Origin of the sequence: Vibrio sp. V03_P4A6T147, from assembly GCF_002241085.1 — a bacterium.
GTDB classification, from domain to species: Bacteria; Pseudomonadota; Gammaproteobacteria; order Enterobacterales; family Vibrionaceae; genus Vibrio; species Vibrio anguillarum.
The window spans coordinates 1-12,344 of the sequence record NZ_NDIO01000175.1; the positions used below are offsets into that span (position 1 = coordinate 1).

Here is a 12,344-nt window from a genome sequence, read left to right on the forward strand (position 1 = left end):
ATTAAACAGCAGATGAAAATATTCTTTTTTGTGGCGAAGAAAATGTGAATTTAAACAATTTACAGTGGTACAATGGCGCCCATGAGTGAAATTAGAACCCAAGTCCAGCTCATCGATATCGATGAAGATATGGCTGGTCAACGCATTGACAATTTTTTGCGTAACCAATTAAAAAACGTTCCCAAAAGTATGGTTTACCGAATCCTGCGCAAAGGAGAGGTTCGTGTAAATAAAAAACGCATCAAAGCAGAATATAAGTTATCAGCTGGTGATGTGGTGAGAATACCACCAGTGACTCTCGAACAGTCGGATCAAGAGATCAACACACCCAATACCAAATTGAGTAAAGTCGCCGAGCTAGAACACTGCATTATTTTTGAGGATGAGCACTTACTTATTCTGAATAAACCTTCCGGTACGGCTGTTCATGGTGGGAGTGGTTTGAAATTTGGCGCAATTGAAGCGCTGCGGGCATTGCGCCCAGAAGCTCGTTTTTTGGAATTGGTGCACCGTATCGATCGCGATACGTCGGGCATTTTATTAGTGGCTAAAAAACGCTCCGCGCTGCGCCATCTCCAAGCCCAGTTTAGAGAAAAAACGATTCAAAAATATTACTTTGCTTTAGTTATGGGGCAATGGAAAAGCAGCTGTAAAGTCGTGAATGCGCCACTATTGAAAAATGAAGTGAACAGCATTGTGCGAGTCAATTCAAACGGTAAAGCATCGGAAACGCGCTTTAAGATCCTTGAACAGTTTGCACAAGCAACTTTGGTGCAAGCCAGTCCTATCACTGGCCGTACTCATCAGATCCGCGTTCATACTCAGTATACAGGGCACCCGATTGCGTGGGATGATCGTTATGGTGACCGCCGTTTTGACGCATATACCGCACAGTTTGGCATTGACCGATTATTCTTACACGCGGCGAATATTCGTTTTGTTCACCCTTCGACAGAGGCGTTAATGGACATTAATGCACCACTCGATACTCAACTAGAGCAAGCATTAGTCAAATTGAGAAACGCTTAAGGCCAGCTTTCATTCGCTAACGAGTAGCAACATAGTAGAAACATAAAGTAATGGTCGAAGTCATGGTATAAAAGTGAGCGCGGATCAAGGCGCTCACTTTTAATCATTATCCTAAAACGGTAATGCCTTGAGACTCAAGCATTGAGACTAGCTTAATTAATGGTAGCCCAACCAAACTATTAGGGTCATCACCTTCTAAACGTTCAAAAAGTACAATGCCTAGGCCCTCACACATAAAGCTGCCTGCGCACTGTAGTGGCTGTTCTTTTGCCACGTAAGCCGTCACCATCTCGCTAGATAAAGAGCGAAAATGAACCGTGAAGGGTTCTACGGTGACCATGCATTGACCAGAGACTGAGTTGTAAACCGCAAGCCCAGTATAAAAAGTGATGGCTTTTCCACTTTGTCTGAGTAACTGCTTAATGGCTTGTTCTTGAGTATGAGGTTTGCCAATAATCTCACCGTCAATCACGCAAACTTGATCAGAACCGATGACTAAACTGGGTTGGTTTGGATGGCAAGATCTTGCTTTCGTTTCTGCTAAACGAGTCACCAGATCTTGTGCGGACTCACTAGATAACGGAGTTTCGTCGCAATTAGGCGAGCAGGTAACAAAAGGTAAATCCAGCTTTTTAAGTAATTGCTGCCGAAACGGCGAAGTAGATGCTAAAACTAGTTGGTAATTTTGCATTTTGATTTAGAATTGCTGCGAATTTTACCGCAGCATATATCAATCAGACATGCTGTACATAATTCTCTCAGTGGAAAGGGGAAAAAACGAACTTTTTTGCCTTTTTCTTTGACTAAAACCGATTTGGAAGATAATATTCGCGCCCTATGCAAAAGGTAAAAATACCGCGATCGATTGATCCGGCTAAAGCAGCTCAAAAACGACTTGATTGTGATGGTATCATCCAACTCAGTCTTTTTAAGCGTTTAGAAGAATCAGTCGCAGGCGTTAAACGCGACGCACAAGTCTCATTGTCATTTGGGCTTGATGAACAGCGACTAGTTGTTATCTCTGGTAAAGCTAACATCTCTGTCGATTTAGAGTGTCAACGCTGTAACAAGGTTTTCGCACATGAGTGCGAAGTCCAATTCAAGTATACTCCTTACTTGGGGAGTAAAACGGATGAAGACGCACCGGAAGAGTACGATTTGGTAGATCCGAATGAGTACGGTGAGATCGACCTTGTACAATTAGTTGAAGACGAGTTCATCATTAATTTGCCACAAGTAGCAATGCACGATAGAGCGGAATGTAGCGTTAATTCAGACAATTTAGTATTTGGTGAACTTCCAGAAGAACTAGCGGAAGAAAAGCCGAATCCATTTGATGTTTTAAAAAACTTAAAACGATAATTCGTTATAGGTTAAGACAAAGGAGTAGGGTCAATGGCCGTACAAAAGAGCAAAAAATCACGCGCACGTCGTGGCATGCGTCGTTCACATGATGCGCTAACTACATCTGCACTATCTGTAGATGCGACTTCAGGTGAAACTCACCTACGTCACAACATGACTGCTGACGGTTATTACCGTGGCAAAAAGGTTATCAGCAAGTAAGGTTGACCTTTGCAATATTTAACCGTTGCACTTGATGCAATGGGCGGGGATTTCGGTCCTCGCGTAACAGTGCCTGCCGCCGTGCAGGCACTGTCGCATTTCCCAGAGCTCAAAGTGATCCTCGTTGGTGATCAAGTGTTGATCACACATCAATTATCTCAATTAGGTTATGAACTTAATACTCGCATGAGTATTTTGCACAGTGACCGCGTTATTTCTAACTCCGAAAAACCTTCTCTGGCCTTACGCAATAGTGCTGGAAGTTCAATGGGTATCGCAATTGACCTAGTTTCTGATAGCCGTGCTGATGCTTGTGTCAGTGGTGGCAATACAGGTGCGCTCATGGCGTTATCTCGTTTTCGTCTGAAATTGCTGCCCGGCATTGATCGTCCTGCATTAGTTTCAGCGTTGCCGACGGCTTCAGGTCAACGCACTTGGATGCTGGATTTGGGTGCGAACGTATCAAGTGATGCAGATTCTCTGTTTCAATTTGCTGTCATGGGGAGTGCGCTAGCCGAACAGCATTTAGGCCGCTCTGCAAAAGTTGCCATCCTTAATATTGGTGCGGAAGAGATTAAAGGGAATGATTTAGTGAAGCGTTGCGCTGAAATGCTGAATCAAACTCAGGCCGTCAACTATATCGGCTATATCGAAGGTAATCAGTTGTTGGATGATGTCGCTGATGTGATTGTTTGCGATGGTTTTGTCGGCAATGTTTGCCTGAAAGCATGTGAAGGCACAGCACAACTCTTTATTGATAAGTTAAAAAGCCAACTTTTGGGCTCATCCATAAAGGGTTGGATTGCACGAAAACTGTTTTCTTCATTATTTACTGAACTAAAAACATTGAACCCCGACCAGTATAACGGCGCAAGTTTGTTAGGATTGCGCGGCATTGTCATAAAAAGTCATGGAAGTGCTGATGTACTCGCCGTCGTGAATGCGATTTCCGAAGCGGTACACGAGGTCAAACGACAAGTCCCCAGCCGTATAAGCGATCGTTTGGAAGCGGTTTTACTCGAGAGGCATTATTAGTCTTCATGTATAGCAAAATTTTAGGTACTGGCAGCTACTTGCCATCTCAGGTGCGTACCAACGCAGATTTAGAGAAAATGGTAGAGACAAGCGATGAGTGGATTATTGCCCGTACTGGTATTCGTGAGCGCCGCATTTGCGCGGAGAATGAAACCGTTGCGGATATGGCTTTCTATGCAGCGCAAAATGCCATTCAAATGGCCGGCATTGATAAAAACGATATTGATCTGATTATTGTTGCAACAACCAGCAGTAGCCATGCATTTCCTTCGGCGGCATGCCAGGTGCAAGGTAAGCTTGGCATCAAAGGATGTCCTGCTTTTGATTTAGCGGCGGCTTGTTCAGGTTTTGTCTATGGATTATCGATTGCAGATCAACACATTAAATCGGGTATGTGTAAAAACATTCTTGTCATTGGTGCTGATGCCTTGTCTAAAACTTGCGATCCAACGGACCGTTCGACGATCATTTTATTTGGTGATGGCGCAGGCGCTGTCATTATTGGCGCAAGTGAAGAGCCGGGCATTTTGTCGACTCATATCTATTCTGATGGTGAGTTTGGCGAGCTCTTGAGTTTACCTGTTCCAGAGCGTGGTGGTGATGCTGATAAATGGCTCTATATGGCGGGTAATGAAGTCTTTAAAGTGGCAGTGACGCAACTCTCTAAGCTTGTTAAAGATACGCTTGCTGCCAATAACATGCACAAATCAGAATTAGATTGGTTAGTGCCTCATCAAGCTAACTATCGCATTATTTCCGCGACCGCGAAAAAACTATCAATGTCACTTGACCAAGTCGTAATAACGCTTGATCGCCATGGTAATACGTCTGCCGCTACCGTCCCAACCGCGCTCGATGAAGCCGTGCGAGATGGTCGAATTCAACGTGGTCAAACGTTATTGCTTGAAGCCTTCGGTGGTGGTTTTACTTGGGGCTCGGCACTCGTTAAGTTTTAAGCGGATAGATTTTTATTTTAAGGGGTTGGTTCAACCTCTTGTTTTTACTTAAGGAAACAAACAATGAGCAAGTTTGCTATCGTATTTCCAGGTCAAGGCTCGCAATCAGTTGGTATGCTTGCGGAACTTGGTCAGCAGTATGATGTCATTCAACAGACATTTGCCGAAGCTTCTGAAGTGCTGGGTTATGATTTATGGGCATTGGTACAAAATGGCCCAGTAGAAGATCTTAACCAAACCTCTCGTACTCAACCGGCATTACTCGCTTCTTCTGTTGCCCTTTGGCGGTTATGGCAAAGCCTAGGTTTAGAGCAGCCAGCCTTGCTTGCTGGCCATAGCTTGGGTGAGTATTCCGCACTGGTGTGTGCAGGTGTAGTTGACTTTAAGCAAGCCATCAAATTAGTAGAGCTGCGCGGTCAGTTAATGCAAGAAGCCGTTCCGGCAGGAGTAGGCGCGATGTCGGCTATTATCGGTCTTGATGATGAGCTGATAGCAAAAGCGTGTGAAGAAGCAGCTCAAGGTGAAGTGGTTTCACCGGTTAACTTTAACTCGCCAGGCCAAGTTGTCATCGCAGGCAATAAAGATGCAGTTGAACGTGCGGGTCAGTTATGTAAAGAGGCCGGAGCAAAGCGCGCGCTGCCATTGCCAGTTTCTGTTCCTTCTCACTGTGCTTTAATGAAGCCAGCAGCAGACAAGTTAGCGGTTGCATTACAATCGATTGAATTTCATGCACCACAAATTCCGGTTATCAACAATGTGGATGTAATAGCAGAAATTGATCCGGCCAAAATTAAAGATGCGTTAGTTCGTCAACTATACAGCCCTGTTCGTTGGACGGAATGTGTACAGTTGATGAGTGAGCAAGGCATAGAAAAGCTGCTTGAAGTTGGCCCAGGCAAAGTTTTGACAGGCCTGACTAAGCGCATTATTAAATCGCTTGAATCAGCAGCAGTGAATGACATTGCTTCACTTGATGCCGTTAAGTAATCAAAGGAAAGAATAGATGATGAACCTAGAAGGCAAAATTGCTCTCGTGACTGGCGCAAGCCGTGGTATTGGCCGAGCGATCGCTGAATTATTAGTTGAACGCGGTGCAACAGTGATCGGCACGGCTACTAGCGAAAGCGGTGCAGCGGCAATCAGTGAATATCTTGGTAATAATGGTAAAGGCTTAGCGCTGAACGTGACGGATGTGGAATCTATCGCAGCGACGCTGAAAACCATCAATGACGAGTTTGGCGTGATCGATATTCTTGTGAATAACGCCGGGATTACTCGTGATAATCTATTAATGCGCATGAAAGATGATGAATGGTCAGATATTATTGATACCAATTTAACGTCTATCTTCCGCTTATCGAAAGCGGTGCTACGTGGCATGATGAAAAAGCGCAATGGTCGCATCATCAATGTGGGCTCTGTGGTCGGTACTATGGGTAACGCTGGTCAAACCAACTACGCAGCGGCAAAAGCGGGCGTAATTGGCTTTACTAAGTCTATGGCTCGCGAAGTTGCATCTCGTGGTGTGACGGTTAACACAGTTGCGCCAGGTTTTATCGAAACAGATATGACAAAAGCGCTGAATGATGACCAACGTACTGCTACACTAGCCCAAGTGCCAGCTGGCCGCTTAGGCGATCCACGCGAAATTGCGTCGGCAGTGGTATTTTTAGCTTCTCCAGAGGCTGCCTACATTACGGGTGAAACTTTGCACGTAAATGGCGGGATGTACATGGTATAAGTTGGTTTTTGAACGTTATTGATGAAATAAAGGCTTTGCTATTGTCAACAACGTGTAAAACTTGCTAACTATATGCGCAACATTTGTGCATGATTTAAGTCAAAAATGGTCTTAATTTCGGTTAAAATCGGTAAAATTGTGGTTTGACCAGCAATGACCCACTTGCAACTTTCCCTAGTTAGAATAAACTACGGAACCATCGCATTAGGCGAAATCTGTAAAGGAAAAGAAAACATGAGCAACATCGAAGAACGCGTAAAGAAAATCATTGTTGAACAGCTAGGTGTAGACGAAGCAGAAGTAAAGAATGAAGCTTCTTTCGTAGAAGATCTAGGTGCTGATTCTCTAGATACAGTTGAGCTAGTAATGGCTCTAGAAGAAGAATTCGATACTGAAATTCCAGATGAAGAAGCTGAGAAGATCACTACTGTTCAAGCTGCAATCGACTACGTAAACAGCGCTCAGTAATATCTCTCCCCAGGCGGCCCTCTGGCCGCCTGAGTTTTTCTAACTCTTCTATACCTCTCATAGAACTTTTCAACTCCGGAGAATATGATCGTGTCCAAGCGTCGTGTCGTTGTCACTGGCATGGGTATGTTGTCACCGGTAGGCAACACTGTAGAATCTTCTTGGAAAGCCCTGCTAGCTGGTCAAAGCGGTATCGTTAATATCGAACATTTTGATACCACCAATTTTTCAACTCGTTTTGCAGGTCTAGTCAAAGACTTTAACTGCGAAGAGTATATGTCTAAAAAAGATGCCCGTAAGATGGATCTCTTTATCCAGTACGGTATTGCGGCGGGTATCCAAGCACTTAATGATTCTGGTATCACAGTAACTCCAGAAAATGCCCCAAGAATCGGTGTTGCTATCGGCTCTGGTATTGGTGGTCTTGACTTGATTGAAACTGGCCATCATGCCTTGGTAGAAAAAGGCCCACGTAAAGTGAGCCCGTTCTTTGTACCCTCAACGATTGTCAACATGGTTTCAGGCAACTTGTCTATCATGCGTGGTCTTCGTGGTCCAAATATCGCTATTTCTACCGCATGCACAACAGGTTTACATAACATTGGCCATGCGGCACGTATGATTGCATACGGTGATGCCGATGCGATGGTGGCGGGTGGTGCAGAAAAAGCATCGACACCACTTGGCATGGCGGGTTTTGGCGCAGCAAAAGCATTGTCTACGCGTAATGATGAACCGCAAAAAGCGTCTCGTCCTTGGGACAAAGGCCGTGATGGCTTTGTTCTAGGCGATGGTGCGGGTGTTATGGTTCTTGAAGAATATGAACATGCTAAAGCACGCGGTGCGAAGATTTACGCTGAGTTAGTTGGCTTTGGTATGTCTGGTGATGCTTATCACATGACTTCACCAAGCGAAGACGGTTCAGGTGGTGCGTTAGCGATGGAAGCCGCGATGCGTGATGCGGGCGTAACAGGTACTCAAATCGGTTACGTCAACGCGCATGGTACTTCGACTCCAGCTGGTGATGTTGCGGAAATTAAAGGTGTTAAGCGCGCTTTAGGTGAAGAAGGTTCGAAACAAGTTCTTGTCTCTTCTACTAAATCTATGACTGGTCATTTGCTAGGCGCGGCTGGTTCTGTTGAAGCCATTATCACCGTTATGTCATTAGTTGACCAAATTGTTCCACCAACCATTAACCTTGATGATCCAGAAGAAGGTTTAGGCATTGATCTTGTTCCACACACTGCCCGCAAAGTGGAAGGTATGGAATATGCAATCTGTAACTCTTTTGGTTTTGGTGGTACGAACGGCTCGTTGATTTTCAAAAAAATCTAATGATTGTGGTTGTGACACTTGAGTTTGAACGGCTTGATGCTTAGCATTGAGCCGTTTCTTTTTGTGGGGTAAGCACGATGTTTTGGGTAAATGGACAACCTAGTGACACTCTATCTCTTACTGATCGCTCTTTTCAGTATGGGGATGGTTGCTTCACAACGATTCTCGTTTGCGCTGGTGAGCTTCAATATTGGGATATGCACGTTGAACGCATGGAATCTTGTTTGCGGTGTTTAGCTATTCCCGCCCCTGATTGGCGGCAAGTTGAACATTGGCTCTCAACGATCGTTCCTAGTACCGCAAAATCCGGTGTGAAAATTCATATTAGCCGCGGACAAGGTGGTCGGGGTTATAGCCCTGCTAACGTTGGCGATTCTCAAGTCACTATCAGTACCTTTGAGTATCCAGCCCATTATGGTCAGTGGATAGCCGATGGTATCGAGCTTGGTGTATGCCAACAGCGGATGGGACTCTCGCCATTATTGGCGGGTCACAAACATAACAATCGACTAGAACAAGTTTTATTGAAGTCAGAGATGGATGCAAAAGGGTACGCTGACGGCATCGCGCTAGACATCAATGAGCATGTCATAGAAACTACGGTTGCAAATATTTTTTGGGTGTCAGGGGATAGGTTATGTACGCCAAGCTTAGACAATGCAGGCGTAGCTGGGGTTATTCGTCGTGTATTATTGGCGGCGGCTACCGATCTCAAGGTTGAGGTGAGAGCATTCTCATTAGAAGAGTTATTGTCGGCAGATGAAGTGTTTATTACTAACTCCTTATTAGGCGTTGCGCCTGTCACGGCAATTGCAAATACGATTTTCCCTATTGGTAAAATAACACGCTATTTTCAGGAGCGTTTTAACTCGTGATTAATCGAATTTTCGTTGTATTACTACTGATCATTATCGCCGTTGGAGCTGGATATTTCTACATTGAGCGGCAGGTAGATGCTTATTTAGAACAGCCTCTATCGCTTCCTTCATCGCAAGTCGTGACCATAAAATCAGGTACAAGCCTTAATGGCGTATTAACGCTATTAAATGAGAAAAAATGGATAACGGATTTTTCGATGTACAAGTTAGTGCGACGTCTGCATCCTGAAATAACCAAAATTAAGGCGGGAACTTACCAAGTACAACCCGGAGATCGATTGATCGATCTCTTAAGTGACGTGATATCCGGTAAAGAGCATCAGTTTTCTATTACCTTTGTCGAAGGGAGCCGCTTTAATGAGTGGCGAGCTCTGCTTGCACAAACCGAAGGCGTGACAAACACGATAGCTGATTTGGCAGAAGCCGACATTGCCCAAAAATTAGGCATTGAGCAGCAAAAGCTTGAAGGACTGTTTCTAGCGGAGACTTATCATTTCCCTTTTGGAACGACCGATTTTGAGATCCTAAAAAGGGCCAATAGACGTCTTGAGAAAATACTCGATCAACATTGGGCCAATCGCCAGCCAAATCTGCCAATTAAAACGCCTTATGAAGCGTTGATTTTGGCGTCAATTATTGAAAAGGAAACGGCTATTGCTTCAGAGCGAGGGCGCATTGCCTCCGTTTTTGTCAATCGACTCAATAAACGGATGCGGCTACAGACTGATCCTACGGTCATTTACGGGCTTGGCGATGCCTACGATGGCAATCTTCGTAAAAAAGACTTAAGAACACCGACGCCATTTAATACTTATACTATTTTTGGTTTACCTCCTACGCCTATTGCGATGGCGGGGGAAGCCTCAATCAAAGCGGCATTAAACCCAGAGCAGAGTAATTATTTGTATTTTGTTGCCAGTGGCTCTGGTGGACACGTTTTTTCTAAAACATTGAATGAACATAATCGCGCTGTTCGCGCTTATTTAAAACAGTTAAGAACCCAGTCATGAATGCTAAATTTATTGTTGTAGAAGGTTTAGAAGGCGCAGGAAAAAGCACTGCTATTCAATCCATTAGAGAAACACTTATTGAGTTCGGCGTGACAAATATCACTCATACTCGTGAGCCGGGCGGGACTGTTTTAGCAGAAAAAATGCGCGCCTTAGTCAAAGAAGAGCATGAAGGTGAAGTGCTTCAGGATATGACTGAGCTGCTATTAATGTACGCTGCTCGTGTTCAATTGGTTGAAAATGTGATTAAGCCTGCACTTGCGGCTGGTTCGTGGGTGGTTGGTGATCGCCATGATATGTCCTCTCAAGCCTACCAAGGTGGTGGGAGGCAAATTCCGCTAGAAACGATGCAAAACCTTAAAAAGGTAACGCTAGGTGATTTTAAGCCAGATTTTACTCTCTATTTGGACCTAGATCCGAGCATCGGTTTAGAAAGAGCCAGAGGTCGAGGTGAGCTTGATCGTATCGAAAAAATGGATATTGGTTTTTTTGAGCGCACGCGTGAACGTTACCTTGCCCTAGCTAAGGAAGATAAAAGCGTGGCCGTGATTAATGCTGAACAAACAATAGAAGCGGTGGCATTCTCTATCAAAGCAGCGTTAAACCAGTTTCTAGAAACCAATATGCTAGAGAGAAACTAGAGCTAAACATTGAGTAACAAATTAATGATAAATGATCTGTATCCTTGGTTAGCAGGCTATTGGCTTCAGTGGCAAACCAGCCTCAATAACCAGCAGTTCCCTGCGGCGAGCTTACTCGTTTCTCCCTCAGGGCTGGGCGCTGAACGGCTCATTGAGAAGTTGAGTGCAGCAGTGATGTGTTCGCATAGCCATTCAGAAGCGTGTGGGTTTTGTCATAGCTGCGAATTGATGAAGTCTGGTAGTCACCCTGATTTTCATCTGATCTCGCCTGAAAAAGAGGGGAAGGCGATTACCGTTGATCAAATTAGGCAATGCAATAAGTTGGCTCAAGAATCGGCGCAGCTTTCTGGTGCTCGCTTTATCGTTATTAATCCCGCCGATTCCATGAATGAATCAGCAGCGAATGCACTGCTCAAAACGTTAGAAGCTCCGGGGCGCAATTGTTTTTTCTTACTTGTCGCCTCTCGTATCAACCCATTACTCCCAACCATTATCAGTCGCTGTCAAAAAACGGTGCTGACACCACCGAGCAGTGAACAAGTCTCGCATTGGTTAAGTGAACAGACATCGCAACCTGTCCCTCCTTATGCGGCGCATTTAAATGGTTATTCACCACTAAATACGTTGGCGTTTATTCAATCGGGAGAGTTAGCAAAATATCAGGCTTTTGAGCAAAATATTGCTCATTGCTTAACCGATGCCAGTGCCGATATTTCCGCTTGTGTGAAGCAGATTAATGAGGCGCCTACCCAATATTTGGCTTGGTTGTGGACCATGTTGACCGATACGCAAAAGGTACAATTTGGCGTGGTTGAACAGCAGCAGCTTCCTATTAGCCTTCGATTAGCAAAACAGATCAGCTACCCAGTACTTTATCGCCAAACCAAGGTATTAACTCGTTTAATGGAAGAACTAAAGACGTTTAGTGGGCTCAATAGCGAGCTACTGATCAGCGATTGGCTATTTAACTTTAATGATGAGAAAACATGTTTGTAGATTCGCACTGCCACTTAGATAAACTTGATTACGATACGCTCCATATCGATGTTGCTGATGTAGTAGAAAAAGCTCGTCAAGCCAATGTTAAGCAATTGCTTTCTGTTGGCGTAACGCTGGATTCTTTTGAACCAATGTTAGAGCTTATTCAGCCCTTTGATAATGTTCATGCTTCTTGTGGTGTTCATCCACTTGACGTTGAAAGTCATTTTGAATTGACCCGCTTCCGTCAATACGCGAGTCATCCCAAAGTGGTGGCGATTGGCGAAACGGGGCTAGATTATCATTATCAACCGGAAACGGCTGAGTTACAGAAGTTACGGTTTTCACAGCACATTGAAACCGCCGTTGCCCTTAACAAACCTTTGATTATTCATACACGAAATGCCCGGGCTGATACTCTTGAAATGCTCCGTAATGGTGGGGCAGAAAGGTGCGGTGGTGTTATCCATTGTTTTACTGAAGATCTTGCCTTTGCACAAGCCGCTATGGAGCTTGGCTTTTATATTTCTATCTCAGGAATTGTCACGTTTAGACAAGCGACAGAATTGAAAGAAGTTGTGAAGGCGCTGCCCTTGGAACGCTTGCTGATTGAAACTGATTCCCCTTATCTTGCGCCGGTTCCACACCGTGGTCAGCAAAATCAGCCAGCCTACGTTGTTGAGGTTGCTGCTTATATTGCACAGCTA

General features: G+C 44.6%; 15 protein-coding genes. 14 read left to right on the forward strand and 1 reads right to left on the reverse strand.

Annotation, left to right across the window (positions count from 1 at the left end):
• The first annotated feature begins 81 nt into the window (after positions 1-81).
• On the forward strand, positions 82-1,029 hold the full coding sequence (rluC, locus tag B9J84_RS06800; RefSeq protein ID WP_094123827.1) for a 23S rRNA pseudouridine(955/2504/2580) synthase RluC: 948 nt from the start codon (positions 82-84) through the stop codon (positions 1,027-1,029).
• 106 nt (positions 1,030-1,135) lie between these two features.
• Here rluC and B9J84_RS06805 read toward each other — a convergent pair whose 3' ends face one another.
• Positions 1,136-1,720: a nucleoside triphosphate pyrophosphatase gene (locus tag B9J84_RS06805; RefSeq protein ID WP_094123820.1), complete on the reverse strand. Its 585-nt coding sequence runs from the start codon at positions 1,718-1,720 to the stop codon at positions 1,136-1,138.
• 146 nt (positions 1,721-1,866) lie between these two features.
• On the opposite strand from B9J84_RS06805, the gene yceD reads away from it, so the two are divergent.
• The 13 genes from yceD to B9J84_RS06870 form a co-directional block, all read left to right on the forward strand.
• On the forward strand, positions 1,867-2,391 hold the full coding sequence (yceD, locus tag B9J84_RS06810; RefSeq protein ID WP_010319120.1) for a 23S rRNA accumulation protein YceD: 525 nt from the start codon (positions 1,867-1,869) through the stop codon (positions 2,389-2,391).
• A 33-nt stretch (positions 2,392-2,424) separates the two neighbouring features.
• Entirely contained in the window at positions 2,425-2,595 is a 171-nt protein-coding gene (gene rpmF / locus B9J84_RS06815) for a 50S ribosomal protein L32 (protein ID WP_010319119.1), read from the forward strand.
• Between the two features lie 9 nt (positions 2,596-2,604).
• A complete protein-coding gene (plsX, locus tag B9J84_RS06820) occupies positions 2,605-3,630 on the forward strand; it encodes a phosphate acyltransferase PlsX (RefSeq protein ID WP_094123821.1) in 1,026 nt (341 codons plus the stop codon).
• 5 nt (positions 3,631-3,635) lie between these two features.
• Entirely contained in the window at positions 3,636-4,586 is a 951-nt protein-coding gene (locus B9J84_RS06825) for a beta-ketoacyl-ACP synthase III (protein ID WP_010319117.1), read from the forward strand.
• Between the two features lie 63 nt (positions 4,587-4,649).
• Positions 4,650-5,573 (forward strand): ACP S-malonyltransferase, encoded by a 924-nt coding sequence (gene fabD, locus B9J84_RS06830; RefSeq protein WP_017045257.1) that lies wholly within the window; start codon positions 4,650-4,652, stop codon positions 5,571-5,573.
• A 19-nt stretch (positions 5,574-5,592) separates the two neighbouring features.
• Positions 5,593-6,327, forward strand: coding sequence for a 3-oxoacyl-ACP reductase FabG (fabG, locus tag B9J84_RS06835; protein WP_026027249.1), 735 nt, complete (start codon positions 5,593-5,595; stop codon positions 6,325-6,327).
• A gap of 234 nt (positions 6,328-6,561) precedes the next feature.
• Complete coding sequence (gene acpP, locus B9J84_RS06840; RefSeq protein WP_014204679.1) at positions 6,562-6,795, forward strand: acyl carrier protein; 234 nt, start codon at positions 6,562-6,564, stop codon at positions 6,793-6,795.
• Positions 6,796-6,885: 90 nt separating this feature from the next.
• On the forward strand, positions 6,886-8,130 hold the full coding sequence (fabF, locus tag B9J84_RS06845; RefSeq protein ID WP_026028275.1) for a beta-ketoacyl-ACP synthase II: 1,245 nt from the start codon (positions 6,886-6,888) through the stop codon (positions 8,128-8,130).
• Between the two features lie 77 nt (positions 8,131-8,207).
• On the forward strand, positions 8,208-9,005 hold the full coding sequence (pabC, locus tag B9J84_RS06850; protein ID WP_094123822.1) for an aminodeoxychorismate lyase: 798 nt from the start codon (positions 8,208-8,210) through the stop codon (positions 9,003-9,005).
• Complete coding sequence (gene mltG, locus B9J84_RS06855) at positions 9,002-10,018, forward strand: endolytic transglycosylase MltG (RefSeq protein ID WP_094123823.1); 1,017 nt, start codon at positions 9,002-9,004, stop codon at positions 10,016-10,018. Before pabC ends, mltG begins: the two co-directional genes overlap by 4 nt.
• Positions 10,015-10,659: a dTMP kinase gene (gene tmk, locus B9J84_RS06860; protein WP_094123824.1), complete on the forward strand. Its 645-nt coding sequence runs from the start codon at positions 10,015-10,017 to the stop codon at positions 10,657-10,659. Before mltG ends, tmk begins: the two co-directional genes overlap by 4 nt.
• 9 nt (positions 10,660-10,668) lie before the next feature.
• The gene (holB, locus tag B9J84_RS06865) at positions 10,669-11,655 is read left to right on the forward strand and encodes a DNA polymerase III subunit delta' (protein ID WP_094123825.1); all 987 of its coding nucleotides are present in this window, start codon (positions 10,669-10,671) and stop codon (positions 11,653-11,655) included.
• A partial coding sequence (locus B9J84_RS06870) for a TatD family hydrolase (RefSeq protein ID WP_094123826.1) occupies positions 11,646-12,344 on the forward strand: 699 nt, incomplete at its 3' end. The genes holB and B9J84_RS06870, both read left to right, overlap by 10 nt.